The following is a 26,025-nucleotide window of genomic DNA, read 5'->3' as shown; positions in this document are numbered from 1 at the left end:
TATGCTCATTGAGGAAGGTGTTTATCGCTGAGTGCAGCAACGGTGAGGAGGGGGCCATGTCCACGCTGGAGCGAGCCATTACGGTTGCAGCCCGCGCCCATGAGGGGCACAGGGACAAAGGGGGCGCAGCATACATCCTGCACCCACTGCGGGTGATGCTGCGGGTGTCGACCACCGAGCAGCGTATCGTCGCGGTGCTGCACGAAGTGCTGCAGGAGTCGCCCATGACGCTGTCCGACCTGGCTCGCGAGGGCTTCGCCCTGAAGATCCTCGCGGCGGTGCAGGCCCTGAGTCCGCGTTGCGATGAAAGCGATGAGGAATTCGTCATCAGGATCGGCAGCGATCCCCTGGCGCGGGTGGTCAAGCTGGCGGACCTGGCCGATGAAAGTGACCCGACCCGCATCGTGGTGCCCGGTCCCGCCGACATCGCCCGCCTGCAACGTTGCCAGCAGGCCAGCGCCTACCTGCAGACGCTGGCCTGAACTTCAGCTACAGGCCTTGAGGTTCACCGGGCCGACGAATTCGTTGCCATGCCCCATCACGCAGGCAACGCGCTGGTTGCGCTGGATTTCCCAGGCCTGGGCCGGATAGGTTTTGTTCCAGGCTTCGTACAACTGCCGATCCTGTCTGGACAGGTTAAGGTTGTATTGCTTGCTCATGTAGAAATAGGTGCGTGCGATCATCCCTCGAATGGATGGACGCGGCATGACCTTCTTCGCCTTGAAATCCACCTGGGTCAGGCATGAGCCATATTGCCCATGCTGCTCGGGCAGCCAGCCGAAGCTGAAGTTGCTGCGATCGCCATTGACCTCGCCAATGCTCGGTACCAGGTTGTGCAGGTCGGCTTCGGCGCGCTGGTAGACGGTGTCGTTGCGCGAGCAGTTCTTGCGACCGCCGCTCTGCCAGCATTGACGCTGATGGCCGATCTGCCAGGCCGGCACGATGTGTTCCCACTCGATGCGCGAGGCGCGATTGGCATTCTTGCGCGGGACATACCCGCAGCCGGCGAGGTCGACCTTGTTGCCGTTGTACTTGCAGCCGCAATAGAACTCGGTCGATTGCGGCGCGTACAGGCGCCAGGCGACCTTTTTCGCTTCGCTGAAGGTACGGGGTGCATCGGCGTGGGCGGTGAGGCTGAACAACAGGCAGCTGGCTGCCAATACCATGAATCTCATCCGCGTCAGTCTTCCTTCGGTACCGTCCAGAAAATCTGCACGCCGCCATCGTCGCGGTGGGCGAGGGTGACGTTGTCGTTCTCGGCGATTTCTTCGAGCAGGGTTTCCCAGTCATCCACCGACTCGTGTTCGAGGCGGAAGATCAGTGCGGCCTTCGAGCGCTGGGCAGTCGGAGAGTTGATGATTTTCTGGATGCGCACGCCGAGCTGTTCGTAGCTGCTGGCGGGAGTGATTGCGGAGGAAGTGGCCACGCAAGGGTTCCTTGTTTTTGCTGTATGCGCATACAGTATTTAACTGTAGGAGTTTTCGCAACAGCTCGTCGGTTCAAAGAGGCTGTATGACCGCTTCGCCGCGTATTTGCTGCATGGGTGGCAAAACAATTTTCCACCAGCGTTCAACAAGGTCGCGTAGGACTCAGCAAACGCTGGCCCATTGCCTAGAATCGGAAGGGCACTTTGTCTGCCTCCGGAAATCCGGACGATTCCAATTAAAAGTTCGGTTTTCCGAGCGTTTGAGTGACAATTCCCGCGCCGCGGTTCCTGCCTGGTGCCTTTCCGCACATTTGACAAAGTCAGGTTCCGTTCCCATAGTGGGGTAACGCAAACGTTTGCGATCCGATAAAAAGCATAAAATGCGGAGTAAACTACATGCACTTGCCTTCCCGTGGACGGATTCAGGCCGTGGCCTTGCTCGCCGTTCTCTCACTTGCCTCTTTCGCACATGCCGAAGACCGCCCCAAGGTCGCGCTGGTCATGAAATCCCTTGCCAACGAATTCTTCCTGACCATGGAAGACGGGGCCAAGGCCTACCAGAAAGAACACGCCGGCGACTTCGATCTGGTGTCCAACGGTATCAAGGACGAGTCCGATACCGGGGCGCAGATCCGTATCGTCGAGCAGATGATCGTTTCGAAGGTCAACGCCCTGGTGATCGCCCCGGCTGACTCCAAGGCCCTGGTGCCGGTGATCAAGCGCGCCATGGATGCGGGTATCACGGTGGTCAATATCGATAACCGTCTCGATCCCGACGTTCTGAAAAGCAAGCAGCTCAGCGTGCCGTTCGTAGGGCCGGACAACCGCAAGGGTGCCCGTCTGGTCGGCGACTACCTGGCCGGCAGGCTTACGGCCGGTGACGAGGTCGGCATCATCGAGGGTGTGCCGACCACCACCAATGCCCAGCAGCGCACCGCCGGCTTCAAGGATGCGATGGAGGCGGCGCAGATGAAGATCGTCTCGGTGCAGTCCGGTAACTGGGAGATCAACAAGGGCAATGCGGTGGCTTCGGCGATGCTCAACGAGTACCCGAACCTCAAGGCCCTGCTCACCGGCAACGACAGCATGGCCCTGGGCGCGGTATCGGCGGTGCGTTCCGCCGGCCGTAGCGGTCAGGTGCAGGTGGTGGGTTACGACAATATCAAGGCCATCGCACCGATGCTGGCGGATGGCCGCGTGCTCGCTACCGCCGACCAGTACGCCGCCCGGCAGGCGGTGTTCGGCATCGAGGCCGCGTTGAAGATGCTCAAGGGCGAGAAGCCCGAAGTGGATGCCGACAATGTCATCCAGACCCCGGTTGACCTGGTGACCGGCAAGCAATGAACGGCGACGTGCTGCTCACCGTCAACGCAGTGGGCAAGACCTACGCGCACCCTGTGCTCGATGGCATCGACCTGAGCCTGCGGCGGGGCGAGGTGCTGGCCCTCACAGGCGAGAACGGCGCGGGCAAGAGCACGCTGTCGAAGATCATTGCCGGTCTCGAAGCCGCCAGCGTCGGCAGCATGACGTTGCAGGGGCAACCCTATCAGCCCGGCGGTCGCGCCGCGGCCGAACGTCTCGGTGTGCGCATGGTGATGCAGGAACTGAACCTGCTGCCGACCTTGAGCGTCGCGGAAAACCTCTTTCTCCACGACCTGCCCGGACGCTTCGGCTGGATCGACCGCACCCGCCTGCGCCAGCAGGCCGAGGTGGCGATGGCGCGCATGGGGCTGGACGCGATCGATCCGGACACGCCGGTGGCTGAGCTGGGGATCGGCCACCAGCAGATGGTCGAGATCGCCCGCAACCTCATCGGCGACTGCCACCTGCTGATTCTCGACGAACCCACTGCGATGCTCACCGAGCGGGAGGTGGAACTGCTTTTCGTGCAGATCGACGCCTTGCGTCAGCGCGGGGTGGCGATCATCTACATTTCCCACCGGCTTGAAGAGCTCAAGCGCGTGGCCCAGCGCATCGCTGTGCTGCGCGATGGGCGCCTGGTCTGCGTCGAACCGATCGAGCGCTACAGCAGCGAGGAACTGGTCAGGCTGATGGTGGGGCGCGAGCTGGGCGAGCATATCGAGGCGCCGGACCGGCAGATCGGCGAGCCGCTGCTGCGGGTCAGCGGCCTCGGGCGCGGCGACAAGGTCGTCGATGTTTCCTTCGAGGTGCGAGCCGGCGAAGTCTTCGGTTTGTGCGGGCTGGTAGGAGCTGGGCGAACCGAGCTCTTGCGTCTGATCTACGGCGCCGACCCTGCCGACCGGGGCACGCTGGAGCTGGGGCGTCCCTTGCGGGTCTGTCGCATCGATTCGCCGATGGCGGCGGTGCGCGAGGGCATCGCCCTGGTCAGCGAGGACCGCAAGGGCGAAGGCTTGCTCCTGGGCGAATCGATCAGTGCCAACCTGGTGCTGGGCAATCTCGAGGCGGTGTCCCGCGCAGGCGTACTGGACCGCAATGCCGAACAGGCACTGGCCGAGCGTCGTATCGCCGCCCTGCGCATTCGCAGCGCGGGTGCCTGGCAGGCGGTTGGCGAACTGTCGGGTGGCAACCAGCAGAAAGTCGTGATCGGGCGCTGGCTCGAGCGTGACTGTCAGGTGCTGCTGTTCGACGAGCCGACCCGGGGTATCGATGTCGGGGCCAAGCTGGACATCTACGCTCTGCTCGCCGAGCTGGCGCGCCAGGGCAAGGCACTGTTGGTGGTATCCAGCGACTTGCGCGAGTTGATGCTGATTTGCGACCGCATCGGTGTGCTCAGCGCGGGACGCCTGGTGGACACCTTCGGACGGGATGACTGGAGCCAGGATGCGTTGCTGGCTGCGGCCTTTTCCGGCTATCAGAAACGTGACGCGCTGCTGTCCGACGCAGCGCATGGAAGCGCCTCATGAAGACATCCTCTCCTGGCCCGGCAGCGGCCGCCCGGCGCGGCGCCAGCCAGCTTTCACTCGGTACCTACCTTGGCCTTTCCGGCGCCTTGCTAAGCATGGTGGTGCTGTTTTCCTTGCTCAGCAGCCACTTTCTCTCGTACGCCACCTTCAGCACCCTGGCCAACCAGATTCCTGACCTGATGGTGCTGGCGGTGGGCATGACCTTCGTGCTGATCATCGGCGGCATCGACCTGTCCGTCGGTTCGGTACTGGCCCTGGCCGGCTCGGTAGTGAGCGTGGCCATGCTCGGCTGGGGCTGGGGTGTCCTGCCGGCGGCCCTGCTGGGCATGGCCTGCGCGGCGCTGGTCGGCAGCCTGACCGGGGCGATTACCGTGGCCTGGCGTATTCCCTCCTTCATCGTCTCCCTTGGCGTGCTGGAGATTGCCCGGGGCGCGGCCTATCAGCTCACCGATTCGCGCACCGCGTATATCGGCGATGCCCTGGCCTGGTTATCCAACCCCGTTGCCCTGGGCATCTCGCCGTCCTTCCTGATTGCCCTGGCTGTGGTGGTCGTGGCGCAACTGGTGCTAAGTCGCACGGTGTTCGGACGCTACCTTGTGGGCATCGGTACCAACGAAGAGGCCGTGCGCCTGGCCGGGGTCGATCCGCGCCCCCGGAAGATCATGGTGTTTGCCCTGATGGGCCTGCTGGCCGGGCTGGCCGCGCTGTTCCAGATCTCTCGCCTGGAAGCGGCCGACCCCAATGCCGGCTCCGGCCTGGAACTGCAGGTCATCGCCGCGGTGGTGATCGGTGGGACCAGCCTGATGGGCGGGCGTGGCTCGGTCGTCAGCACCTTCTTCGGCGTACTGATCATTTCGGTACTGGCGGCGGGGCTGGCGCAGATCGGCGCCTCCGAACCGACCAAACGCATCATCACCGGGGCGGTCATCGTGATCGCCGTGGTGCTCGACACTTATCGCAGCCGGCGCGCGGGCCGACGGAATTGAAAGCATGGCAACCATTAAAGACGTAGCGGCGCTGGCCGGCATTTCCTACACCACCGTGTCCCATGTGCTGAACAAGACCCGTCCGGTCAGCGAGCCGGTGCGCCTGAAGGTCGAGGCCGCGATTGCCGAGCTCGACTACGTGCCCAGTGCCGTGGCGCGGTCGCTCAAGGCGCGCAGCACCGCGACCATCGGCCTGTTGGTGCCCAACAGTGTCAACCCGTATTTCGCCGAGCTGGCCCGGGGCATCGAGGATGCCTGCGAACGCAATGGCTACTGCGTGATCCTGTGCAACTCCGACGACAATCCGCAGAAGCAGCGCAGCTACCTGCGCGTGTTGCTGGAGAAGCGTATCGACGGCCTCATCGTCGCTTCGGTCGGTGAGGACCGCGACCTGCTCGCCAGCCTGTCCAGCGTACGCACCCCGATGGTCATCCTTGATCGCGCGCTGGAAGGCGTGGACGCCGACCTCGTGCGCATCGACCACGAGCAGGGTGCGTATCTGGCAACCCGCCACCTGCTCGACCTGGGGCATGTGGATATTGCCTGCATCAACGGCCCGGCGGACACCAGCGTGGCGAAGATGCGCCTGGCCGGCTTCCAGCGTGCGCTGGTCGAGGCCGGTGTGACGCTGGGCGAGGGGCGGGTGGTGAACAGCGACTTCACCAGCCTTGGCGGTTATGGCGTGGCGGCTCAGTTGCTCGGGCGCAATCGGCCGACGGCGATCTTTGCCGGTAACGACATGATCGGCATGGGCGTACTGCGTGCCGCTGCCGAGCGTCATATCACGGTGCCGGGTGAACTGTCGGTGATCGGCTTCGACGATATCCAGATGTGTCAGTACGTCTATCCGGCGCTGACTACGGTCGGGCAGTCGATTCGTGACCTTGGCGAAATGGCTGCCTCGATGTTGCTGCGGCGTATCGGCGGCCCCGGGGTGCTCCCTGTGGAGCAGCGGATCGTCGCGCCGAAGATCGTCCTGCGCGAGTCCACCGGGCGTAGCCCGGACCTGTTCGCTGAACAAGACTGAGGGCGCATCATGCAAGGCAGGGTAGTGGTGGTGGGCAGTCTCAACATGGACCTGGTAGTGCGTGCCGGACGTTTGCCGCAGGCGGGTGAAACGCTGGCAGGCGACTCCTTCTTCACCGTCCCCGGCGGCAAGGGGGCGAACCAGGCGGTTGCGGCTGCACGGCTGGGGGCGCAGGTGGCGATGGTCGGTTGCGTGGGCGACGATGCCTATGGCCGGCAACTGCTGGCTGGCTTGTGCGCCGAGGGTATCGATTGCCAGGCGGTGGAGGAGGTTGCCGGTGTCTCCAGCGGCGTGGCGCTGATCGTGGTGGATGCGGCAAGCCAGAATGCCATTGTCATTGTCGCCGGCAGCAACGGGCACTTGTTGCCGCCCTCGATAGAACGCTTCGACGCCTTGCTGCAGGCTTCCGATGTGGTCGTTTGCCAGATGGAAGTCCCGCCGCAGACCGTTGCGTTCACGCTTGCGCGGGCGCGTGCGCTGGGCAAGACGGTGATTCTCAATCCGGCGCCGGCCAGCGGGCCTTTGCCTGGAGAGTGGCTGGGCAATATCGACTACCTGATTCCCAACGAAAGCGAAGCGGCGGCCCTGGCTGGCTTGCCGGTACATGACCAGTCCTCGGCGCAGTTGGCGGCCGGGCATTTGTGCGATCTCGGGTTGGCACGGGTAATTGTCACGCTGGGTGCGCAGGGCGCCTTGCTGGTAACCGGGCAGGCCAGTGAGCACTTTGCCGCGCCGGTTGTGCAGGCGCTGGACACCACGGCGGCCGGTGACACCTTTGTCGGTGCCTTCGCTGCGGCGCTGGCACGGGGTTGCAGCGAGCGCGAGGCAGTCGCTTTCGGTCAGCGTGCAGCGGCTATCTCCGTCACTCGTGCAGGGGCTCAGCCGTCGATTCCGGGTCTGGCTGAGGTCGGCCCGTGAGCACCTGGGCGGGCGCTGCGATCGGCTCGTGACGGTAGCGTTCGAAGACCTGGTCGATAAAGCTGCGCGCAGCGTCGCTGCCCATTTCCTTGACCAGCAGGTCGATCGCGATAAGGCTCAGCTCTTCCGCTGTCCCTGGGCTGTAGGCGCTCTGGCCTTCGGGCCATTTCACCTTGATGTCGGCATCGATGCTGTGGCTGGTCATGGAAGTCTCTGGGTGGCCCATTCTGTCGAGGTTGAAGGCCGGGCCCTGGGCGGTTCGGCGGCCGTTCGCCATTGTCTGTCGCTACGCTTCCAGTTTACCCATCCCGGGTGCAATGCGGCTCTGCGACTTAGGCATAAGAGCGGCAGCGTGGCAAACTATCGGTATTTATCCAGCAGCGCGACCACAGCATGACTATCGATCTCAAGGACCCGCAGCAATTCACTCTCGAACAGGTTCGCCAACTGATTGCCTGTGGCAATGGGGCCAGGCACAACCAGCTGCGCGTCAACCGGGCGGGGCAGGCCTGGTTGTCCGAGGTGGTCGGCGGTGCCCAGCTTGACGGCTTGCTGTTCCGCCTGGAGACCTGGGCCGCCGGCTCCGGTTGCGTCGGCCCGGTGGCCGCAGAGGATGAGCGCTGGGTGCGGCAGGTGTTCAAGGCCTTGCAGGACAACTGGCCCAAGCCGTCCAGCGACTATATCGACCTGTATTGAGCTGCCGTTGCTGCGCAAAATCCAGACACTATTGTCATTTCCCCTGCAGGGACGACTCGGGCAGACTGACATGCTTTTGCAACAACTCGCATCAAGTGCTGTCGGATCGAACAGCATTCAGCATCCCTAAGGAGGATTCATGTTTCCCATGCGTGCATCACTGGTGAGCCTGTTGGCCGCCGCAGTCCTGGTTGGCTGCAGCAGCGGCGGTAGCGCATCGAAAACGCCCGAGCCCGCAGCGCCTGCCAACACCGATGGTCGTTGCGAAGCCAGCAATGCCGGATTCGCGGTCGGCAAGCCAGCGTCTGCAGATCTGCTCGAGCAGGCGCGCAAGGCGAGCGGGGCACAACTGGCCCGCATCCTCAAGCCGACTGACGCGATTACCCTGGAGTACCGCTCCGAGCGTCTGAACCTGCATGCCGATGACAAGGGCGTGATCAGCCGCGTCAACTGCGGTTGAGCAGCCAATTGCAGGCATAAAAAACCCGTCGCGAGCGACGGGTTTTTTAATTCGGCAGAGAAATTACTCTGGGCGAACCTGTGCAGCCTGCATGCCTTTCTGACCTTTCTCGGCCACGAAGGATACGGTCTGACCTTCTTTCAACGATTTGAAACCGTCGGATTCGATGGCCTTGAAGTGTACGAACAGATCGTCGCCGCCGCCTGCAGGAGTGATGAAGCCGTAGCCTTTCTCATCGTTGAACCATTTGACGGTGCCGTTTTGGCGATTGGACATGGGGTGTATCTCCAGGAAACTTGATTTTTTTCGGTAGTGCGGTGTCGCCGAGAGCCAACAGGATGCACCGGGACATCATAGTCTAAATATTCGCGTGTGGTGGCTTTTAGCTTCATCTAATGCTGATCTGGCGCAAGATTGAGCCGGATCATCTTCATTATTTAGACTTGCAGGCGGCCGTCACCGCAGCCTGGGCCCGGTCCCTCAGCTTGGGGTCGATGCCGGTCTTGCTGTCCAGTTGTTCGATTTCCGCCGTGGTGAAGTTCTTCTCGATGGCGTCTGCGCCGCACTTGCAGTGCTTGTCCGCCTGGACGGCGGTGACACCCTGCTGGCTGCTGGCAACCTGCACGCACTGGTCCATGTATTCGCCTTTCTTGCCATCAGGCCATGGTCCGGCATTGGCAGCCAGGGGCAGCAGCAGGGCTCCAGCGGCCGTCAGGGCCAGAAGAGAATGAAGTCGCATAACCAGGCACTCCTTGGGTTTTTGGTCTCATGGAAGAGTAGGACGCTTCAGTAACTCTGAGCGGGAAAAATCCGCAGGAGTTCACCGATCGGTCCTTTTTCCAAATATTTCCACTTGGCGCCGCTCAGGCGCGACGCAGGTGCCAATCCATGTGCTAGCATGCCCGGCTCGGGTTCGCTGGACGTCTGTTCCGTGCGTTTCCGTACTTACTTATTTCTGTTCCAGTCACTCTGGTTCGTTCCCTGACAGGCATCCGACTTCTGCCACTGTGAGGCAGGCCTTTCGCAAGAAAGGACAGGGGCGAATCGCGTACTGGCTCATCCCAACCCACGTGACCTTTGGTAGGGGTCACCACTAGGAGAGGAGGCGCCATGCCCGTAATTACTCTTCCCGATGGCAGTCAACGTACGTTCGACCAGGCGGTTACCGTCGCCGAGGTCGCCGCATCCATTGGTGCCGGTCTGGCCAAGGCCACCGTCGCCGGCAAGGTCGACGGCAAGCTGGTCGACGCGTGCGACCTGATCGAACACGACGCCCGTCTGCAAATCATTACGCCCAAGGACGAAGAGGGGCTGGAAATCATTCGTCACTCCTGCGCGCACCTTGTCGGTCACGCGGTGAAACAACTGTACCCGACCGCAAAAATGGTCATCGGTCCGGTCATCGACGAAGGCTTCTACTACGACATCGCCTACGAGCGTCCTTTCACGCCTGACGACATGGCGGCGATCGAGCAGCGCATGCAGCAGCTGATCGACAAGGACTACGACGTCATCAAGAAGGTCACCCCGCGCGCCGAGGTGATCGAAGTGTTCAAGGCCCGTGGCGAGGACTACAAGCTGCGCCTGGTCGAGGACATGCCGGATGAGCAGGCCATGGGCCTGTACTATCACGAAGAATACGTCGACATGTGCCGCGGTCCGCACGTGCCGAACACCCGTTTCCTCAAGTCGTTCAAGCTGACCAAGCTGTCCGGTGCCTACTGGCGCGGCGACGCCAAGAACGAGCAGTTGCAGCGTGTCTACGGCACCGCCTGGGCCGACAAGAAGCAACTGGCTGCCTACATCCAGCGCATCGAGGAAGCGGAAAAACGCGATCACCGCAAGATCGGCAAGCGCCTCGGCCTGTTCCACCTCCAGGAAGAAGCCCCGGGCATGGTGTTCTGGCACCCGAACGGCTGGACCCTGTACCAGGTGCTGGAGCAGTACATGCGCCAGATCCAGCGCGAGAACGGCTACCTGGAGATCAAGACGCCGCAGGTGGTCGATCGCACCCTGTGGGAAAAGTCGGGTCACTGGGCCAACTACGCCGACAACATGTTCACCACCCAGTCGGAAAACCGCGACTACGCGGTCAAGCCGATGAACTGCCCGTGCCACGTGCAGGTGTTCAATCAGGGTCTGAAGAGCTACCGCGAGCTGCCGCTGCGCCTGGCCGAGTTCGGTGCCTGCCACCGCAACGAAGCGTCCGGTGCACTGCACGGCATCATGCGCGTGCGTGGCTTCACCCAGGACGACGCGCACATCTTCTGCACCGAAGAGCAGATGCAGTCCGAATCGGCGGCGTTCATCAAGCTGACCATGGACGTGTACTCCGACTTCGGCTTCCAGGACATCCAGCTCAAGCTGTCCACCCGTCCGGAAAAACGTGTCGGTTCCGACGAGCTGTGGGATCGTGCCGAGGCTGCGCTGGCCGCTGCCCTGGACAACGCCGGCCTGCCGTATGACCTGCAGCCGGGCGAGGGCGCCTTCTACGGTCCGAAGATCGAGTTCTCGCTCAAGGACTGCCTGGGCCGTGTCTGGCAGTGTGGTACCCTGCAGTTGGACTTCAACCTGCCGATCCGTCTCGGCGCCGAGTACGTTTCCGAAGACAACGGCCGCAAGCATCCGGTGATGCTGCACCGCGCCATCCTCGGTTCGTTCGAGCGTTTCGTCGGAATTCTGATCGAGCACTACGAAGGTGCATTCCCGGCCTGGCTGGCGCCAACCCAGGCTGTGGTGATGAATATCACCGACAAGCAGGCTGATTTCGCCCTCCAGGTGGAAAAAACACTGCTCAATAGCGGATTCCGTGCCAAGTCCGACTTGAGAAATGAAAAGATCGGCTTTAAAATCCGCGAGCATACCTTGCTCAAGGTTCCCTATCTCTTGGTTATTGGAGATCGGGAAGTCGAAACGCAAACTGTCGCTGTGCGTACCCGTGAAGGTGCTGACCTGGGTTCCATGCCCGTCGCCCAGTTCGCGGACTTGCTTGCGCAAGCGGTTTCCCGGCGTGGTCGCCAAGATTCGGAGTAATTACCATTAAGCGTGATATGAGACAGGATAAACGAACTGCACCGAAGGCCCCGATCAACGAGAATATCTCGGCACGCGAGGTTCGGTTAATTGGCGCTGACGGCGAGCAGATTGGCATCGTCTCGATTGATGAAGCGCTTCGTATCGCTGATGAAGCGAAGCTGGACCTGGTAGAAATTTCTGCTGACGCTGTACCCCCTGTGTGCCGGGTCATGGACTACGGCAAGAGCCTCTTCGAGAAGAAGAAGCAGCAGGCTGCGGCGAAGAAGAACCAGAAGCAGATCCAGATCAAAGAAATCAAGTTTCGTCCAGGGACGGAGGAAGGGGATTACCAGGTAAAACTACGCAACCTGGTACGTTTCCTTAGTGATGGGGACAAGGCCAAGATCTCTCTGAGATTCCGTGGCCGTGAGATGGCCCACCAGGAGCTGGGCATGGAGCTGTTGAAGCGGGTCGAGGTTGACCTCGCCGAATACGGCACCGTTGAGCAGCATCCGAAGATGGAAGGACGCCAGCTTATGATGGTCATCGCCCCCAAGAAAAAGAAATAACCACCAGGGCACGGCAGGCCTTGCGGTTATGTTTATCCACTGAATGCGGAGTATCCGAACATGCCAAAGATGAAAACCAAAAGCGGTGCAGCGAAGCGTTTCCTGAAAACCGCTTCCGGCTTCAAGCACAAGCACGCTTTCAAGAGCCACATCCTGACCAAAATGTCGACCAAGCGTAAGCGTCAACTGCGTGGTAGCAGCCTGCTGCACCCGTCTGACGTTGCAAAAGTCGAGCGCATGCTGCGCGTACGTTAATTTCGGTCAAAGATAGAGGAAGTAACTCATGGCTCGTGTAAAGCGTGGCGTCATCGCTCGTAAGCGTCACAAGAAAATCCTGAAACTGGCTAAAGGCTACTACGGCGCGCGTTCCCGCGTATTCCGTGTTGCCAAGCAAGCGGTCATCAAGGCAGGCCAATACGCCTACCGCGACCGTCGCCAGAAAAAACGTCAGTTCCGCGCTCTGTGGATCGCTCGTATCAACGCTGGTGCTCGCAACAACGGTCTGTCCTACAGCCGTCTGATCGCCGGTCTGAAAAAGGCGTCCATCGAGATCGACCGTAAGGTTCTGGCTGATCTGGCAGTGAACGAAAAAGCGGCGTTTGCTGCGATTGTCGAGAAAGCTAAAGCCGTCCTGGCTTAAGTACCCACGACAATCATTCGCCGTCGATTCCGGCGGCGAATGTTAAACGTCATAAATAGGGGAAGAGCCTGTAAGCTCTTCCCCTATTTCGTATCTGGAGTCTGTACATGGAAAACCTGGATGCGCTGGTCTCCCAAGCCCTGGAGGCTGTGGAACGCGCTGAAGACATCAATGCCCTGGAGCAGATCCGGGTTCAATTCCTTGGCAAGAAAGGCGAACTGACCCAGGTGATGAAGACCCTGGGCAACCTGCCTGCCGACGAGCGCCCGAAAGTCGGCGCGCTGATCAACGACGCCAAGGAACGCGTCACCGAAGTGCTCAATGCGCGCAAGGCCGCCTTCGAAGAAGCCGAGCTCAGCGCTCGCCTGGCGGCCGAATGCATTGACGTGACCTTGCCGGGCCGTGGCCAGACTTCCGGTGGTTTGCACCCGATCACCCGTACCCTCGAGCGCATCGAGCAGTTCTTCACCCATATCGGCTACGGCATCGCCGAAGGCCCTGAGGTCGAAGACGACTACCACAACTTCGAAGCGCTCAACATTCCCGGCCACCACCCGGCCCGGGCAATGCACGACACCTTCTATTTCAATGCCAATATGCTGCTGCGTACCCACACCTCGCCGGTGCAGGTGCGGACCATGGAATCCTCGCAGCCGCCAATCCGCATTGTCTGCCCGGGCCGCGTCTATCGCTGCGACTCGGACCTGACCCACTCGCCGATGTTCCACCAGGTCGAAGGCCTGCTGGTCGATCGCGACATCAACTTCGCCGACCTCAAGGGCACCATCGAAGAGTTCCTTCGCGTGTTCTTCGAGAAAGAGCTGGCGGTGCGTTTCCGTCCTTCGTTCTTCCCCTTCACCGAGCCTTCGGCTGAAGTCGATATCCAGTGCGTGATGTGCAGCGGCAAAGGCTGCCGCGTGTGCAAGCAGACCGGCTGGCTGGAAGTCATGGGCTGCGGCATGGTGCACCCGAACGTGCTGCGCATGTCCGGCATCGACCCGGAAGAGTTCTCGGGCTTCGCTTTCGGCATGGGGGCCGAGCGCCTGGCCATGCTGCGTTACGGCGTCAACGATTTGCGCCTGTTCTTCGACAACGATTTGCGGTTCCTCGCGCAATTTCGCTAGGTCGCGCACCCGTAACGAATCTTTAGGAGAGCAGGATGAAATTCAGTGAAAAGTGGCTGCGCGGTTGGGTCAACCCGCAGGTTTCCCGTGACGAGCTGGTAGCCCGTCTGTCGATGGCGGGTCTGGAAGTCGACAGCGTGACCCCGGCCGCCGGCCAATTCAGCGGTATCGTGGTGGGCGAGGTGCTGAGCACCGAGCAGCACCCTGACGCCGACAAGCTGCGCGTTTGCCAGGTGAGCAATGGCAGCGAGACCTTCCAGGTCGTCTGCGGCGCGCCGAACGTGCGCCCGGGCCTGAAGATTCCGTTCGCCATGATCGGCGCCGAGCTGCCAGGCGACTTCAAGATCAAGAAGGCCAAGCTGCGCGGTGTCGAGTCCAACGGCATGCTCTGCTCGGCCTCCGAGCTGCAGATCAGCGACGACAACGACGGCCTGCTGGAGCTGGCTGCCGATGCGCCGGTCGGCCAGGACATCCGTGTGTACCTGGACCTGGACGACGCCAGCATCGAGGTCGACCTGACCCCGAACCGCGGCGACTGCCTGTCCCTGGCCGGTCTGGCCCGTGAAGTCGGCGCCCTGTACGCCGCGCCGGTCACCCGTCCGGTGGTGCCTGCGGTCAACGCCGTGCACGACGAAGTACGTCCGGTCGAAGTGCTGGCCCCTGCTGCCTGCCCACGTTATCTGGGCCGGGTGATCCGCAATGTCGATCTGTCGCGTCCGACCCCGCTGTGGATGGTCGAGCGCCTGCGTCGCGCTGACGTGCGCAGCATCGATGCGGCCGTGGATATCACCAACTACGTGATGCTCGAACTCGGTCAGCCGCTGCACGCCTTCGATCTTGCCGAGATCAACGGCGGCATCCGCGTGCGCATGGCGGAAGAGGGCGAGAAGCTGGTCCTGCTGGACGGCCAGGAAGTCACCCTGCGTCCCGACACCCTGGTCATCGCCGACCATAGCCGCGCCCTGGCCATCGCCGGAGTGATGGGCGGCGAGCACAGTGGCGTGTCCGCGACCACTCGTGACATCTTCCTGGAAAGCGCTTTCTTCGAGCCGATTTCCGTCGCCGGCAAGGCCCGTTCCTACGGCCTGCACACCGATGCCTCGCACCGCTACGAGCGCGGTGTCGATTCGCAACTGGCCCGCGAAGCCATGGAGCGCGCCACCGGCCTGCTGCTGGAAATCGTTGGCGGTGAAGCCGGTCCGGTCATCGAGGCCCTGAGCGAGCAGCACCTGCCGCAAGTGGCGCCGATCACCCTGCGTGCCGAGCGCATCAGCCAGATGCTGGGCATGGAAATGGCCAGCGCCGAAGTCGAGCAACTGCTCAACGCCCTGGGCCTGAAAACCACCGCCGGCGAAGGCCAATGGCAGGTTGACGTGCCAAGCCATCGCTTCGATATCAGCCTCGAAGTCGACCTGATCGAAGAACTGGGCCGCCTGTACGGTTACAACCGCCTGCCGGTTCGTTACCCGCAAGCACGCCTGGCGCCTCAGGCCCGTGCCGAAGCCCGTGGCGAGCTGCCGGCCCTGCGCCGTCTGCTGGTTGCCCGTGGTTACCAGGAAGCGATCACCTACAGCTTCATCGATCCGAAACTGTTCGAACTATTCACTCCGGGCGTCGAGCCGTTGCTGCTGGCCAACCCGATCTCCAGCGACATGGCCGCCATGCGTGCGTCCCTGTGGCCAGGTCTGGTCAAGGCGCTGCAGCACAACCTCAACCGCCAGCAGGACCGCGTGCGCCTGTTCGAAAGCGGCCTGCGCTTCGTCGGTCAACTGGAAGGCCTGCAACAGCAGCCGATGCTGGCCGGTGTGGTCTGCGGCAGCCGTCTGCCGGAAGCCTGGGCCAACGGCCGTGAAGGCATCGACTTCTTCGACGTGAAAGCGGATGTCGAAGCGCTGCTGAATTCTTCCGGTTCGCTGGGCGAGTTCACCTTCGCTGCGGGCAAGCACCCGGCGCTGCACCCGGGCCAGACCGCGCGCATCGAGCGCAATGGTCGCGAAGTCGGCTTCCTCGGTGCGCTGCACCCGGAACTGGCCAAGACCCTCGGCCTGGACCGCAGCGTGTTCCTCTTCGAGTTGGTATTGGACGAAGTCGTGGAAGGGCGCCTGCCGAAGTTCCATGAACTCTCGAAGTTCCCGGAAGTGCGTCGTGACCTGGCCTTGATCGCCGATCGTGATGTGGCTTCGAGTGCAGTACTTGAAGTAATTCGTGACAATGCAGGGGAATGGCTCACGGACCTCAGGCTGTTTGATGTCTACCAGGGTAAAGGTATTGATCCTGATAGAAAAAGCCTGGCAGTCGGCTTGACCTGGCAGCATCCATCGCGCACTCTTAACGACGATGAGGTGAATGCCACGACCCAAAACATCCTCACCTCGCTCGAACAAAGGTTGAACACCACGTTAAGGAAATAGCGTATGGGTGCTCTGACGAAAGCTGAGATGGCAGAACGGCTGTACGAGGAGCTGGGCCTGAACAAGCGTGAAGCCAAAGAACTGGTCGAACTGTTCTTTGAGGAAATCAGGCACGCTCTTGAAGACAACGAGCAGGTCAAATTGTCCGGTTTCGGCAATTTCGACCTGCGCGACAAACGCCAGCGTCCGGGACGCAACCCGAAAACCGGGGAAGAAATCCCGATCACGGCACGCCGCGTCGTCACCTTTCGTCCAGGGCAGAAACTGAAGGCCCGGGTTGAGGCTTATGCTGGAACCAAGCCATAACGACGAACTCCCGCCTATCCCGGGAAAACGTTACTTCACCATCGGTGAGGTCAGTGAGCTCTGTGCGGTAAAACCGCACGTGCTCCGTTACTGGGAGCAGGAGTTCCCGCAACTCAACCCGGTCAAGCGCCGCGGCAACCGTCGGTATTACCAGCGCCAGGACGTGCTGATGATCCGTCAGATCCGCGCCTTGCTCTACGACCAGGGCTTCACCATCGGCGGTGCGCGTTTGCGCCTGTCCAGTGATGAAGCCAAGGACGACACCACCCAGTATAAACAGCTGATCCGGCAGATGATTGTCGAGTTGGAAGACGTGCTGGTGGTGCTGAAGAAGTGACCTGAGACAGGTTTTGCCAGGGTTATGAAAATAATCCTTCCAAAATTCAAAAGCTTAAGGTAGATTCCTCATCGTTCTCAGCAACATCGAGAATGCAGTCGGGGCGTAGCGCAGCCCGGTAGCGCACTTGCATGGGGTGCAAGGGGTCGAGTGTTCGAATCACTCCGTCCCGACCAAAAATCCCCGAAAATCCAGTTGCTGATTGGTAACTGGATTTTTTTATCCGATACCGGATAGTCGTGGTAACCAGGCAACACCAAAGCGGGAATAGCTCAGTTGGTAGAGCACGACCTTGCCAAGGTCGGGGTCGCGAGTTCGAGTCTCGTTTCCCGCTCCAAATTTTGATCCACAGACTTCTACTGGGGTCTGTAGGTCATTGAAAAAAGGAGCTTCGGCTCCTTTTTTCATTCCAGCGAGTGCCACGGAAATCCACCCACAGCTACCGTTTTTGAGTGACCAAATAAGGCACAAGAATACGGGTGGGTCGGCTACCGGATAGTTGCTGGGGCTGAGCGGGGACCATGACGAGCATAGGGCCTAAGTCATTACTTAGGAGTCTCGAAATGGCGCTCTCTGATCTGACCGTCCGGCAGGCGAAGACCACCGGAAAACGCTACACCCTCTCCGACAACGACTGCCTGGGCCTGATGGTCTCAGCCGCAGGCGGCAAGTCATGGCAATTCCGCTACTACTGGCTGGGCAAGCAAAAGCGCCTGTGCCTGGGCGGCTATCCTGCTCTCAGCCTGCGCGAGGCCCGGATCGAGCGAGACAAGGCCCAGGCCCTGCTCGCCAGGGGGATCGATCCTCAGGTCGAGCGCGACCAGAAACGGCACGCGGCCAAGCTGGCGGGCGAATACACCTTCAAGACCGTCTTCGATGCCTGGGTCGAGCATCGCCGCAAGGAACTCAAGGAAGGCCGTCAAAGCACGCTGTCGCAGATCCTGCGCATCTTCAACAAGGACGTGTTGCCCACCCTGGGAAGAATGTCGATCTACGACATTCGCCGCCCCCAACTCCTGGGCGTCTTGGCGGCGATCGAGAAACGCAAGGCGTTCACCACCGCCGAGAAGGTCCGCACCTGGTTCAACCAGTTGTTCCGCTATGCCCTGGTCATTGCCGAGGGGTTGGAAGTCAACCCGGCCGCCGACCTGGACGTGGTGGCAGAGCCCAAGCCCCCCGTAGCCCACAATCCCTACCTGCACCTGCCCGAGATGCCCGAGTTCCTCCAGAAGCTCCGGCTCTACAACCCCCGTGGCTGGCAGACCCAGCTTGGCGTCCGGCTGCTGTTCCTGACCGGGGTGCGCACCGGCGAACTGCGATTGGCCGAACCCGAACAGTTCGACCTCGACAGGGGCTTGTGGATCATCCCACCGCAGATCGTCAAGCAGCTCCAGGATGAAATGCGCAAGGCAGGGAAGCGGCCGCAGGATGTGCCCCCCTATATCGTGCCGCTATCCCTGCAGGCCATCGAGATCGTGCGCTATCTCCTGGGGGTGATGCGGCCGGCGCAGAAGTACTTGCTGTCACACCGCAGCGAACTCAAGAAGCGCATCAGCGAGAACACCCTCAACAAGGCCGTGCAGCTCATGGGCTATGAGGGGCGCCTGACCGGCCACGGCATCCGCGGCACTATCTCGACGGCGCTCAACGAGATTGGCTACCCGAAGATTTGGGTGGACGCGCAGCTTTCCCATTCCGACCCCAACAAGGTGAGTTCGTCCTACAACCACGCCAAGTACGTTGAGCCGCGCCGTCGGATGATGCAGGACTGGGCCGATCGGCTCGACCTGCTCGAACAGGGCGAAGTGGAAGCCGCGAGCGCGCATCTGACCATCCGTATCGACGGGGCGCCGGCGATGGCAGAAGTGGAGGAAGCGGTGGATGCGACCCTCGCGATGGCCGAGCCCACTCCTCCCGGCGTCCCGCCCGTCGTGGCCACGCCTATTGTCGTAACCCCGAGCAGCGGCGGCATCACGTTCCAGCGGCTGTCTCAGGTACCGCCGCCTCCGACGCATGCCCCAGAGCCGGAAGTGTCCGCGATCCAGCGCGAGCGCGAGGAAATGCTGACCATCTACGAGTCTCCAAGCAGCTTGCCGGTCCCGCTGTTCGGCAAGCTGGCCGGAAAGTCCAAGGACCAGATCAACCGCGAACTGAAAGCGGGCAAGTTGCTGTCCATCAGTTTGGGCAATCGGGGGCAGCGTGTTCCCGATTGGCAACTGGTGCCGCTCAAGCACAAGCTGGCCCAGGTGCTCATGAACCAGTGCCCGCACGCGGATTCGTGGGATCTGTACCGCATGCTGACCCAGCCGCACCCTGACCTGGGGGACCGCGCGGCCATTGATGCGGTCACGCCGACCAACGTACCGGCGATCATCCAGGTCATCATGGGCGACTACCAGCACTATGCGGATATGCCCGAGGCCATTGCCCCGTACCCCATCCCCGAGGATGTGCGGCAAAGCGTTCGTCGGCTGGTGGATAGCGCAGTAGTTCTAGACGGAGCATAGGGCTCTCAAACCTTGCAGGGGCCTTGCGGCCCCTGCATTACGCTTGCACCGCCTCCACGAGTTCGCTCAGCGTGCGCGGTGCGGGAGCGAAGAACACGGCGCCGGTGTGCGCCGTCGAGAAATCGAGCAGGCGGTCGTGCATGCCTGGCGGATCGCCGAGGAACATGCGCTCCAGCATCTTCTGCGTCACCCACAGATGCCTGGAGTAGCCGATGAAGTAGGTGCCATATTCGCCCTGGCCGGGGCGGCCGAAGGGCATGTTGTCGCGCAGGATGTCGTGCTCGGTGCCGTCGTCGTCCACGATCGTGGCGAGGGTCTTGTGCGATTTCTGGCCGCTCGTCGCGTCGGGCAATTCGACATTGCTGACGATCTCCCGGCCGATGATCCGCTCTTGCTCGTCCTTGGCGAGCCGAGCCCACGGCTGCATTTGGTGCAGATACTTCTGCACCACCAAGTAGCTGCCGCCGGCGAACGCCTGATCTTCACTGCCGACCAGCGTCGAGGCGCCGATGTCGTGCCCGGTCGGGTTGGCCGTGCCATCGACAAAGCCAAGCAGGTCGCGGGAGTCGAAGTAGCGAAAACCGACCACCTCGTCGGCCACCGTCACGCTGCTGCCCAGTTGGTCCAGCAGCAGGCGCTCGAATTCAAAACAGAGGTCCTCGCGTTCGGCACGGATGTGAAAGAACAGGTCGCCGGGCGTGGCAGGCGCGGTGTGCTTGGCACCCTCGATGGGCACGAAGGGCCGTAGTTCCTTCGGGCGCTTCCCGGTCTGGAAACGGTCCCATAGCGCCGATCCCAGTGCAGTGATGCACGACAGCCGGCCGTTGAGATCGCGGAAGCCCACCGTTTTGATCAGGTCGTCCAGCCCGTCCAAGACGCCGGCGACCGCCTGAAGGGCCTCGTGGCCCTCGGCGACCGTCAACGTGAGAAACACCGCCGCGCGCGACAGCGGCGCATCGATGCTTTGCGAGTCAATTGGTACTCGATCCCAACCACTTCCAACCATTCGTGCCTCCAAAGACCATGTTAATTCATCATATTGCCAGAGATGGAAGCGCTATCACTGGCGCGCTAACAGGCGCGTGCCGCTGCAATTACCCGCACGCAGCCTCGGCGAGAGCGGGCTATGGGGTATTCGAGCAAGCCGCCCTGTCCCTGGCAACCAGCATTGCCCTGTGCTCGAACCGCTCAGAAACAACATTGGCTCGTCCGTGGGGTCGCTGCAGGTATGTCACGATCTCGTAGGGGCCGTCTGAAAGCGGTCGCATAGTGATCCCCCACGCATGGGCACGCTCAATGCGCGATTGCGCGGAGAGCCCCACTCCGTAGCCAGCGGTCACCCAAAGCGCCATCATCTCGAACGAAGTCACGTGCTGAATGCTCTGCTGGCTCAACGGAAGAAAGGACAGTCGCTGATCCAGCAGTAGGCAAGCCTCCGCCGGCCAGCGAAACACCGGATAGTCCAGAAGCTCGGCAAGCGTGATCTTCGCCTGGGCAACTAAGGGGGACCCCAGCGGCACTGCAACAGCCACGTTCTCCACCCAGAGCGGTTGGCTTTTCACAGCCGGAGCACCAGCGTTCCGAAGCGTCATTCCAGCGTCGTAGCGGCCTTCCTCAAGGCCCGTCAACAGATCATCGGCTGAGGTCTCAAAGAACGTGATGGTGACTTCTGGTTCCTCCGCGCGCTGTAGGGCAAGAAGCGTTGTGAGGCAAGAGGATGGCACTCCGGGCGCGATAGCAAGCCTGAAATGGGAAAACTGGCTGGTGGCGTCATGCATGAGGGCCCCCAATAAGCGATCTGTCCAGAAAGGCAAACCAGCGTTTCAGGAAAGAGTGAAGTTTAACGTCGTTATCTTTAACGTGGTTAATTGTGGCAGATTGTTTGACGCTTCTGCTAATGCAGAAATCAACAATTCAGCCAGGCCGTCCTTCTGGCACATCGACGTATGAATCCGAGTCGGCGTTAGCCTTCGGACAGGCCGTGCGCGCTGCGCGCGTCGCTCAAGGAGTCGCGCAAGACGAGTTCGCATCTCGGGCAAGCATTTCGCGTTCTCACATGGGTAAGATCGAGCGTGGTGAGCACGTGCCCACGCTTCCGCTCATACTGAAAATTTCTACGGCACTTGGAATAAGCGCGGCTGACCTGATGACGGCGACCGAACGCAATCTGCGTGCCGACACTGATCCCTGAGTGTCTAGCCTGCCAGGCTCCGTCAACCGTCCGAAGAGTCGCGAAGGCGAACGATAAATCGCTCCACCGAAGCCGATAAATTGCCGCCGTCCGGCCGAAGCAGGTAGGTGGTGATCACGGCAGAATCCATCGCCAAGGGGCGGATCACCACATCCGGCCGTTGGGAGATGGGAATCTTGGTCGCCGTCATGAAGCCGATGCCGTAGCCGGCGCCGACCAACGTGAGCATCATGTCCAGCGAGGACACTTCCTCGACAACATTCAGCTTGTGCTCCAACGTGTTGAGCAGCCGCTTGAGTTCGCGGCAATAGCCCTCGCATACCTGCGGGTCGCACAGGACAAGTGGATGGCCTTGAAGTTCTTGAAGTGGCACCTCCTTGTAGGTGAGCAATGAGTGACGAGCTGGCACCGCAATCACCAGCGGGTCGTGCCAGATTGGTTCGGCAGCGATACCGTCGCCGACATCGCCCGTGTGCGCGAACCCGATCATGAAGTCGCCCGAACGCAAGCCACGCACTTGCTCTGCCAGAGGCACTTCTGACAAGCGTATTTCGATCTCCGGCTCCTCGGCGCGGCAACGAGCCAGAAATGCCGACAGCCGTGGATCGATAGCCCCATCTGATACAGCGATGCGCAGGCTACCGCGCAAGCCCGATGCCACAGCCTTGGCATTTTCACGAGCCTGTTCCAGCACTGTGAATAGACGGCGAACATCTTGCAAGAAGACCGCGCCCGCCGCCGTTAGAACTGTTCCTCGTCGGTTTCGGTCGAAGAGCACTACGCCCAACTCGTCCTCAAGTTCCTTGATGGCTCGTGATAGCGGTGGTTGTTCGATATGCAGGCGCTCAGCCGCCCGCGTGAAATGTAGCTCCTCAGCAAGAACTACGAAGCAGCGAAGATGGCGCAGCTCCATAGGCCACCCTCCCGTTCCGACTTATCCAACACTGTGCTATCTCCCTATAGAAGTGACTGCCATTCTGGCGGCGGCGAGTTCGGCCACATCATTGGAAACTTCTGGCTGAATGAGCCAGGGCTGGGTTGACCGTGCGATGGCCCGAGGCAGGCACAACACTAGGCGAGCCTGATCAAGTCCGTGGGGTGATAAGGATCAGACGAAGGCTATCTCCAGCCACGCACGTCAATGGATGCCGTGCATCGTCCCCGTCTGACCCTTGGCCGATTGCGAACCAAGCGCTTGAACACGCTTGCGGTTGATCATCACCTGCGGATTGCTGAGGCTCTGCTCCTGGTCCGAGCCAAGGCAAGTACCCTGGGGCAGACGGCAAATGCCGGCGAAAATATTCGCCGGCTCCAGTTGCTGCCCGGAGACTGGCGGGACCAGAATGCCTCTCACCAGAAAGTGTGAGACATCCTGATGCTTAGCCCGCGCCGGATGCTTAATGCCGCACTGAACCATGCGGGTCGATGACGTACTTGTATGCAGAACCCGCGTCGAACTCTTTGTACGCGGCGGGCGCGTCTTCGAGCTTGATGAACTTAGTGTTCATCATCGGCGAAAGGTAAGGCATGCGATCGTTCAGTATCGCCCGCATTAACGCGTGGTTGTAGTTGGCCGTCGGAGATTGACCAGCCGACATTCGCGGCGACTTGATCCAGGCGTTGGACCATTCCAGATCCATATGGCCTTTCTTGGCTTTCGGGTCTTTCGAGATCGGGTTTGCGCAGTACACACCGACCGTACTGGTCATTCCGCCGAAGCGGACATATTTGAGCATTGCGTTGGTAACAGCGCTCTCCACGATCTTGTCAGCCTCCGCGCCAAACCCGCGGCAGTCCACACCAACATAGTCGATGACGCGATCCACCTCCCTGTGCCCGGTAATGCGTTCGAGATGCTCCTCGATCGGCACGCCGTCGGAAAGGTTGATGGTTTCCACGCCGTGTGGCTTGAGAAGGTCCAGCCGCTCTTGAATGTAATCGGCAACGATGATGGCGCCTGCACCCAGAAGTCTGGCGCAGGCGGCACCCGCTCTGCCGACCGGCCCGGCACCGAAGATCAGGATGTTTTCGCCGACGACGTAGGCCGGCGCGGCTGGCCAGTCTGGGCCAGCGAACCCATGGAAAGCTGTGGGTAATACGTCAGAGAGAAGGGTCAGGTCGCGGATTTTTTCCATGGCGGCATCCTTGTCAGGGAAGCGAAGGAGATTGAAATCCGCATACGGTACGAAGAGATAATCACCTTGCCCCCCCGTCCAGCCACCGAGGTTGAACCCGTAGGCTCCGCAGTCGATTTCGGGGTTGGTGTTCTCGCATACATCGGAGCGCATATGCTTGCAGTTGTAGCAACGCCCACACCCCACATTGAAGGGAACGGAAACGATGTCGCCCTTCTTCACGACTTCGACGTCTGATCCCACTTCGATCACTTCGCCGGTCATTTCATGGCCCATGGTCATTCCCTTGGGAACAGCAAACGAACCGCGATAAATGTGAAGGTCGCTGCCACAGATATTTGTGGTAACTATTTTGAGGATAGCGCCATGGGGTGCGCTTTTCCCTTGAGGGGTTATCAGCTCTGGAAATTTGAAGGTGTTGACCTTCATTTCCAAGGGCTTCTCGAAAGTCACGATTCGGTTACCGGTCGGAGTCATTTCGTCACCTCTGTGCGTTAATGTTTCCATCTTCTAAATCGAAGTGGGAAACGAAATTTACCGCTGTCAAGAAGAACGATCGTGGTACTGCCTAGCCGTTGGCCGCGTCTCCTTCTGCGGTCTTGACAGCATCGGATCAAGCTCAGAAGTGGTCAAACTGGAATAATCTATGTACAGATAGGCACGATCTATCTACGCGGGATCGTCGAGCCGTGCTCGTCTCCTAGCCGGGAGAGGGCAACGATCATCGCTACATCGCGCCTCCTAGCTTGATCTAGGAACAGTCAGCTCGACCCAGCGAGACATGAGGAGGCCGCATGCAGCAGGTACTCCTGTCCCCCGAGTTGCCCCTGGACCTAGTGGCCTTCGATGGGTTGCTCAGCACGTGGCGCCTGTTAGCGGCGCACACGGCATGCCTGCAATCTTCGCCTGGTTGAAGCAATACAGAGTTGCTCTTCAAGACTCGCTATTTCAGGGGGCTTTGAGATGAGTCTGCTTTGGGCTGGAACCGACGATGGATCGATATAACGGATTGAAGAGTGGCGGCGAGTTCGGGGGTGTGCACCATTTCGAGCAATGCACGCGATGACGGTGCCTCGAACGCATTTTTCCCAGCAACGAATCCGACATTTGAGTGCGACATTGGTCCATTGATTGCGATTGCGTGGAGATTTGGAATGTGCGCGAGTTGGCCGGCGAGAGATTGCGGAAGAACTGCCGAATATTTTCCTGTCGCCACGTGTGCCGATAGCACGTCAATTGAATCAGTGCGAATAGTCTGCGCGGTACATTGCATCAGCCTATCTTGAATGGGTTCAGGTACTGCCGAGTTCAGCACGCAGAGTTGTCTATTGAGAACATGGTCCCACGTTGTGCTTCGGGGTTGCTGTGTTCTCGCGGCGTGAAAAAGGAAAATGCGTTCACGGTACAGAAGGTGAGTATCGAAGTCTTCCCCTGGGATATCCTCCAAATGCATGAGTGCGATATCCAAATTGTTTTCTCGAATCGCCTGTAGCAGGGAAGAAGCGCCGGAAACCAGAACTGATTGTTGAAGTAAGGGTGTTTTTTCAGCAAGGGCGATGCTTAATGTGGGCGCTACACCGGCAGTTCCTGGGAGTATCCCTAGCCGGAATTGCCCCTCTATACCTCGCCGTAGTGCGGAGAGTTCTCGCTCCAGCCCTTTGCAGTCGTCATACATCTGCTGAGCCCAAGACAGTACGCGCATCCCTTCAGAAGTGAGGCCGTCATAGCGTCGGCCATGACGCACGATCTCGACACCCATGTCTTCCTCCAATTGCTTAATGCCCGCGGAGAGTGTCGGCTGAGAAACATTGCAGCTTTTGGCCGCGTTGCCAAAATGGCCTTCACGGTGCAAAGCAAGCAAGTATTCAAAGTTTCTTACGATCATATATTTTCTTCTGATAAAGTTGATTAGATTTTATACTTTCACGAAAAACCCTGCGCACGCTTCGATCCGCGTCCAACCTTGGGCACGTAGCTGGCACGCATGAAAGGCTGCCGCGCGCAGTGCCCATACAGTAGGTTCGACTCGTCATCGACGGTCAGCACCACAACGCACGGGACAGCCAATAGCGCGAACACAGGTGCTTTGCGCTGTGGGCGAGTCGTCCTCATGTAGCTTAGCAGTTGGCGCGTTCTGGAAGGGAGTAAGCGTGAGTGGTGAGGCACGCAACCGCAAAAGGCGGTGCTAAGCTCTTGAGCTGTTCGGGTCGTGGCCGTTGAAGCGGGGAGAGAATGGAGCCTGCCATGGCCGTTGTGGCGCAGCTGGGGAAATCCTGAAAAAGACTTCCTGATTTGGCAAAATCCCCGGACACCAATCGCCGAGCTTTTCGATGATGAAACAAATGACCTTCGCCGATGCCGAGTACGCCGGTAAGCGCAAGCAGACCCGCAA

At 60.6% G+C, this 26,025-nt stretch carries 29 protein-coding genes and 2 tRNA genes; 20 read left to right on the top strand and 11 right to left on the bottom strand.

Annotation, left to right across the window (positions count from 1 at the left end):
* Positions 1–56: 56 nt before the first annotated feature.
* Positions 57–482 carry a GTP pyrophosphokinase gene (locus PSEMO_RS07175; protein WP_075802429.1) on the top strand — a complete coding sequence of 142 codons (426 nt, stop codon included), beginning with the start codon at positions 57–59 and terminating at the stop codon, positions 480–482.
* 3 nt (positions 483–485) lie between these two features.
* Here PSEMO_RS07175 and PSEMO_RS07170 read toward each other — a convergent pair whose 3' ends face one another.
* Together PSEMO_RS07170 and PSEMO_RS07165 are read right to left on the bottom strand one after the other, a co-directional pair.
* A complete protein-coding gene (locus tag PSEMO_RS07170; protein ID WP_075802428.1) occupies positions 486–1,175 on the bottom strand; it encodes an endonuclease in 690 nt (229 codons plus the stop codon).
* Between the two features lie 5 nt (positions 1,176–1,180).
* Positions 1,181–1,426 carry a DUF1654 domain-containing protein gene (locus tag PSEMO_RS07165; RefSeq protein WP_075802427.1) on the bottom strand — a complete coding sequence of 82 codons (246 nt, stop codon included), beginning with the start codon at positions 1,424–1,426 and terminating at the stop codon, positions 1,181–1,183.
* A gap of 396 nt (positions 1,427–1,822) precedes the next feature.
* Between PSEMO_RS07165 and PSEMO_RS07160 the strand changes: the two genes are divergently transcribed.
* The 5 genes from PSEMO_RS07160 to rbsK are packed head-to-tail and all read left to right on the top strand — an operon-like array spanning position 1,823 to position 7,242.
* The gene (locus PSEMO_RS07160) at positions 1,823–2,770 is read left to right on the top strand and encodes a sugar ABC transporter substrate-binding protein (RefSeq protein WP_075802426.1); all 948 of its coding nucleotides are present in this window, start codon (positions 1,823–1,825) and stop codon (positions 2,768–2,770) included.
* Entirely contained in the window at positions 2,767–4,311 is a 1,545-nt protein-coding gene (locus tag PSEMO_RS07155; RefSeq protein ID WP_075802425.1) for a sugar ABC transporter ATP-binding protein, read from the top strand. Before PSEMO_RS07160 ends, PSEMO_RS07155 begins: the two co-directional genes overlap by 4 nt.
* Positions 4,308–5,297, top strand: a complete 990-nt coding sequence (locus tag PSEMO_RS07150) for an ABC transporter permease (protein ID WP_075802424.1) — start codon at positions 4,308–4,310, stop codon at positions 5,295–5,297. The genes PSEMO_RS07155 and PSEMO_RS07150 overlap by 4 nt, the downstream gene beginning before the upstream one ends.
* Positions 5,298–5,301: 4 nt before the next feature.
* Positions 5,302–6,324: a LacI family DNA-binding transcriptional regulator gene (locus PSEMO_RS07145; protein WP_075802423.1), complete on the top strand. Its 1,023-nt coding sequence runs from the start codon at positions 5,302–5,304 to the stop codon at positions 6,322–6,324.
* 9 nt (positions 6,325–6,333) lie between these two features.
* Entirely contained in the window at positions 6,334–7,242 is a 909-nt protein-coding gene (rbsK, locus tag PSEMO_RS07140; protein WP_075802422.1) for a ribokinase, read from the top strand.
* On the opposite strand, the gene PSEMO_RS07135 is transcribed toward rbsK, so the two are convergent.
* Positions 7,187–7,447 carry a hypothetical protein gene (locus tag PSEMO_RS07135; protein WP_075802772.1) on the bottom strand — a complete coding sequence of 87 codons (261 nt, stop codon included), beginning with the start codon at positions 7,445–7,447 and terminating at the stop codon, positions 7,187–7,189. The genes rbsK and PSEMO_RS07135 overlap by 56 nt on opposite strands.
* 188 nt (positions 7,448–7,635) lie before the next feature.
* On the opposite strand from PSEMO_RS07135, the gene PSEMO_RS07130 reads away from it, so the two are divergent.
* Both PSEMO_RS07130 and PSEMO_RS07125 read left to right on the top strand, forming a co-directional pair.
* Positions 7,636–7,938, top strand: coding sequence for a hypothetical protein (locus PSEMO_RS07130; protein ID WP_075802421.1), 303 nt, complete (start codon positions 7,636–7,638; stop codon positions 7,936–7,938).
* A 139-nt stretch (positions 7,939–8,077) separates the two neighbouring features.
* Positions 8,078–8,398 carry an I78 family peptidase inhibitor gene (locus PSEMO_RS07125; RefSeq protein WP_075802420.1) on the top strand — a complete coding sequence of 107 codons (321 nt, stop codon included), beginning with the start codon at positions 8,078–8,080 and terminating at the stop codon, positions 8,396–8,398.
* A 63-nt stretch (positions 8,399–8,461) separates the two neighbouring features.
* Here PSEMO_RS07125 and PSEMO_RS07120 read toward each other — a convergent pair whose 3' ends face one another.
* Together PSEMO_RS07120 and PSEMO_RS07115 are read right to left on the bottom strand one after the other, a co-directional pair.
* Positions 8,462–8,674: a cold-shock protein gene (locus PSEMO_RS07120; RefSeq protein ID WP_064301762.1), complete on the bottom strand. Its 213-nt coding sequence runs from the start codon at positions 8,672–8,674 to the stop codon at positions 8,462–8,464.
* Positions 8,675–8,831: 157 nt separating this feature from the next.
* Positions 8,832–9,137, bottom strand: coding sequence for a hypothetical protein (locus PSEMO_RS07115; protein WP_075802419.1), 306 nt, complete (start codon positions 9,135–9,137; stop codon positions 8,832–8,834).
* Positions 9,138–9,508: 371 nt separating this feature from the next.
* On the opposite strand from PSEMO_RS07115, the gene thrS reads away from it, so the two are divergent.
* The 11 genes from thrS (at position 9,509) to PSEMO_RS07060 (ending at position 19,307) form a co-directional block, all read left to right on the top strand.
* Positions 9,509–11,431 (top strand): threonine--tRNA ligase, encoded by a 1,923-nt coding sequence (thrS, locus tag PSEMO_RS07110; RefSeq protein ID WP_075802418.1) that lies wholly within the window; start codon positions 9,509–9,511, stop codon positions 11,429–11,431.
* Entirely contained in the window at positions 11,431–11,982 is a 552-nt protein-coding gene (gene infC / locus PSEMO_RS07105; protein ID WP_170395068.1) for a translation initiation factor IF-3, read from the top strand. Before thrS ends, infC begins: the two co-directional genes overlap by 1 nt.
* Positions 11,983–12,042: 60 nt before the next feature.
* Entirely contained in the window at positions 12,043–12,237 is a 195-nt protein-coding gene (gene rpmI, locus PSEMO_RS07100) for a 50S ribosomal protein L35 (RefSeq protein ID WP_009394045.1), read from the top strand.
* 28 nt (positions 12,238–12,265) lie between these two features.
* Complete coding sequence (gene rplT, locus PSEMO_RS07095; protein ID WP_009394046.1) at positions 12,266–12,622, top strand: 50S ribosomal protein L20; 357 nt, start codon at positions 12,266–12,268, stop codon at positions 12,620–12,622.
* A gap of 107 nt (positions 12,623–12,729) precedes the next feature.
* The gene (gene pheS, locus PSEMO_RS07090; RefSeq protein WP_009394047.1) at positions 12,730–13,746 is read left to right on the top strand and encodes a phenylalanine--tRNA ligase subunit alpha; all 1,017 of its coding nucleotides are present in this window, start codon (positions 12,730–12,732) and stop codon (positions 13,744–13,746) included.
* A 35-nt stretch (positions 13,747–13,781) separates the two neighbouring features.
* Entirely contained in the window at positions 13,782–16,157 is a 2,376-nt protein-coding gene (gene pheT, locus PSEMO_RS07085) for a phenylalanine--tRNA ligase subunit beta (RefSeq protein ID WP_075802417.1), read from the top strand.
* A 3-nt stretch (positions 16,158–16,160) separates the two neighbouring features.
* Positions 16,161–16,463, top strand: a complete 303-nt coding sequence (gene ihfA / locus PSEMO_RS07080; protein WP_009394049.1) for an integration host factor subunit alpha — start codon at positions 16,161–16,163, stop codon at positions 16,461–16,463.
* The gene (locus PSEMO_RS07075; RefSeq protein ID WP_009394050.1) at positions 16,444–16,800 is read left to right on the top strand and encodes a MerR family transcriptional regulator; all 357 of its coding nucleotides are present in this window, start codon (positions 16,444–16,446) and stop codon (positions 16,798–16,800) included. The genes ihfA and PSEMO_RS07075 overlap by 20 nt, the downstream gene beginning before the upstream one ends.
* A gap of 99 nt (positions 16,801–16,899) precedes the next feature.
* Positions 16,900–16,976, top strand: a tRNA-Pro gene (locus PSEMO_RS07070).
* A gap of 85 nt (positions 16,977–17,061) precedes the next feature.
* Positions 17,062–17,137 (top strand) — tRNA-Gly (locus PSEMO_RS07065).
* Between the two features lie 226 nt (positions 17,138–17,363).
* Positions 17,364–19,307, top strand: a complete 1,944-nt coding sequence (locus tag PSEMO_RS07060) for a tyrosine-type recombinase/integrase (RefSeq protein ID WP_023103875.1) — start codon at positions 17,364–17,366, stop codon at positions 19,305–19,307.
* 37 nt (positions 19,308–19,344) lie between these two features.
* Here the strand turns inward: PSEMO_RS07060 and PSEMO_RS07055 are convergent, their stop codons facing one another.
* On the bottom strand, positions 19,345–20,313 hold the full coding sequence (locus tag PSEMO_RS07055; protein ID WP_020924940.1) for a Dyp-type peroxidase: 969 nt from the start codon (positions 20,311–20,313) through the stop codon (positions 19,345–19,347).
* 118 nt (positions 20,314–20,431) lie between these two features.
* Positions 20,432–21,085, bottom strand: a complete 654-nt coding sequence (locus PSEMO_RS07050; protein WP_023106332.1) for a substrate-binding domain-containing protein — start codon at positions 21,083–21,085, stop codon at positions 20,432–20,434.
* Positions 21,086–21,204: 119 nt separating this feature from the next.
* On the opposite strand from PSEMO_RS07050, the gene PSEMO_RS07045 reads away from it, so the two are divergent.
* The gene (locus PSEMO_RS07045) at positions 21,205–21,498 is read left to right on the top strand and encodes a helix-turn-helix domain-containing protein (RefSeq protein WP_009459591.1); all 294 of its coding nucleotides are present in this window, start codon (positions 21,205–21,207) and stop codon (positions 21,496–21,498) included.
* 22 nt (positions 21,499–21,520) lie between these two features.
* On the opposite strand, the gene PSEMO_RS07040 is transcribed toward PSEMO_RS07045, so the two are convergent.
* From PSEMO_RS07040 to PSEMO_RS33670, 4 genes are all read right to left on the bottom strand, one after another.
* The gene (locus PSEMO_RS07040; RefSeq protein WP_023103878.1) at positions 21,521–22,411 is read right to left on the bottom strand and encodes a LysR family transcriptional regulator; all 891 of its coding nucleotides are present in this window, start codon (positions 22,409–22,411) and stop codon (positions 21,521–21,523) included.
* A gap of 484 nt (positions 22,412–22,895) precedes the next feature.
* Positions 22,896–24,110: a glutathione-independent formaldehyde dehydrogenase gene (locus PSEMO_RS07030; RefSeq protein WP_023093406.1), complete on the bottom strand. Its 1,215-nt coding sequence runs from the start codon at positions 24,108–24,110 to the stop codon at positions 22,896–22,898.
* A 466-nt stretch (positions 24,111–24,576) separates the two neighbouring features.
* Positions 24,577–25,518 carry a LysR family transcriptional regulator gene (locus PSEMO_RS07025; RefSeq protein ID WP_028698648.1) on the bottom strand — a complete coding sequence of 314 codons (942 nt, stop codon included), beginning with the start codon at positions 25,516–25,518 and terminating at the stop codon, positions 24,577–24,579.
* Positions 25,519–25,750: 232 nt separating this feature from the next.
* Positions 25,751–26,025 (bottom strand): hypothetical protein (locus tag PSEMO_RS33670; RefSeq protein WP_205710468.1); only part of this gene is annotated, 275 nt, incomplete at its 5' end.

It is taken from the genome of Pseudomonas putida (genome assembly GCF_001941965.1).
GTDB lineage: Bacteria > Pseudomonadota > Gammaproteobacteria > Pseudomonadales > Pseudomonadaceae > Aquipseudomonas > Aquipseudomonas putida_L.
The sequence above is the reverse complement of the archived record's forward strand: the minus strand, read 5'-3'. Positions and strand labels throughout refer to the sequence as shown.

Bases quoted from the DNA above. Each gene is read 5' to 3' on its own strand.
- PSEMO_RS07175 (WP_075802429.1), top strand. From the start codon at position 57: ATGTCCACGCTGGAGCGAGCCATTACGGTTGCAGCCCGCGCCCATGAG.
- PSEMO_RS07170 (WP_075802428.1), bottom strand. From the start codon at position 1,175: ATGAGATTCATGGTATTGGCAGCCAGCTGCCTGTTGTTCAGCCTCACC.
- PSEMO_RS07160 (WP_075802426.1), top strand. From the start codon at position 1,823: ATGCACTTGCCTTCCCGTGGACGGATTCAGGCCGTGGCCTTGCTCGCC.
- PSEMO_RS07155 (WP_075802425.1), top strand. From the start codon at position 2,767: ATGAACGGCGACGTGCTGCTCACCGTCAACGCAGTGGGCAAGACCTAC.
- PSEMO_RS07150 (WP_075802424.1), top strand. From the start codon at position 4,308: ATGAAGACATCCTCTCCTGGCCCGGCAGCGGCCGCCCGGCGCGGCGCC.
- PSEMO_RS07145 (WP_075802423.1), top strand. From the start codon at position 5,302: ATGGCAACCATTAAAGACGTAGCGGCGCTGGCCGGCATTTCCTACACC.
- rbsK (WP_075802422.1), top strand. From the start codon at position 6,334: ATGCAAGGCAGGGTAGTGGTGGTGGGCAGTCTCAACATGGACCTGGTA.
- PSEMO_RS07135 (WP_075802772.1), bottom strand. From the start codon at position 7,447: ATGACCAGCCACAGCATCGATGCCGACATCAAGGTGAAATGGCCCGAA.
- PSEMO_RS07130 (WP_075802421.1), top strand. From the start codon at position 7,636: ATGACTATCGATCTCAAGGACCCGCAGCAATTCACTCTCGAACAGGTT.
- PSEMO_RS07125 (WP_075802420.1), top strand. From the start codon at position 8,078: ATGTTTCCCATGCGTGCATCACTGGTGAGCCTGTTGGCCGCCGCAGTC.
- PSEMO_RS07120 (WP_064301762.1), bottom strand. From the start codon at position 8,674: ATGTCCAATCGCCAAAACGGCACCGTCAAATGGTTCAACGATGAGAAA.
- PSEMO_RS07115 (WP_075802419.1), bottom strand. From the start codon at position 9,137: ATGCGACTTCATTCTCTTCTGGCCCTGACGGCCGCTGGAGCCCTGCTG.
- thrS (WP_075802418.1), top strand. From the start codon at position 9,509: ATGCCCGTAATTACTCTTCCCGATGGCAGTCAACGTACGTTCGACCAG.
- rpmI (WP_009394045.1), top strand. From the start codon at position 12,043: ATGCCAAAGATGAAAACCAAAAGCGGTGCAGCGAAGCGTTTCCTGAAA.
- rplT (WP_009394046.1), top strand. From the start codon at position 12,266: ATGGCTCGTGTAAAGCGTGGCGTCATCGCTCGTAAGCGTCACAAGAAA.
- pheS (WP_009394047.1), top strand. From the start codon at position 12,730: ATGGAAAACCTGGATGCGCTGGTCTCCCAAGCCCTGGAGGCTGTGGAA.
- pheT (WP_075802417.1), top strand. From the start codon at position 13,782: ATGAAATTCAGTGAAAAGTGGCTGCGCGGTTGGGTCAACCCGCAGGTT.
- ihfA (WP_009394049.1), top strand. From the start codon at position 16,161: ATGGGTGCTCTGACGAAAGCTGAGATGGCAGAACGGCTGTACGAGGAG.
- PSEMO_RS07075 (WP_009394050.1), top strand. From the start codon at position 16,444: ATGCTGGAACCAAGCCATAACGACGAACTCCCGCCTATCCCGGGAAAA.
- PSEMO_RS07060 (WP_023103875.1), top strand. From the start codon at position 17,364: ATGGCGCTCTCTGATCTGACCGTCCGGCAGGCGAAGACCACCGGAAAA.
- PSEMO_RS07055 (WP_020924940.1), bottom strand. From the start codon at position 20,313: ATGGTTGGAAGTGGTTGGGATCGAGTACCAATTGACTCGCAAAGCATC.
- PSEMO_RS07050 (WP_023106332.1), bottom strand. From the start codon at position 21,085: ATGCATGACGCCACCAGCCAGTTTTCCCATTTCAGGCTTGCTATCGCG.
- PSEMO_RS07045 (WP_009459591.1), top strand. From the start codon at position 21,205: ATGCAGAAATCAACAATTCAGCCAGGCCGTCCTTCTGGCACATCGACG.
- PSEMO_RS07040 (WP_023103878.1), bottom strand. From the start codon at position 22,411: ATGGAGCTGCGCCATCTTCGCTGCTTCGTAGTTCTTGCTGAGGAGCTA.
- PSEMO_RS07030 (WP_023093406.1), bottom strand. From the start codon at position 24,110: ATGACTCCGACCGGTAACCGAATCGTGACTTTCGAGAAGCCCTTGGAA.
- PSEMO_RS07025 (WP_028698648.1), bottom strand. From the start codon at position 25,518: ATGATCGTAAGAAACTTTGAATACTTGCTTGCTTTGCACCGTGAAGGC.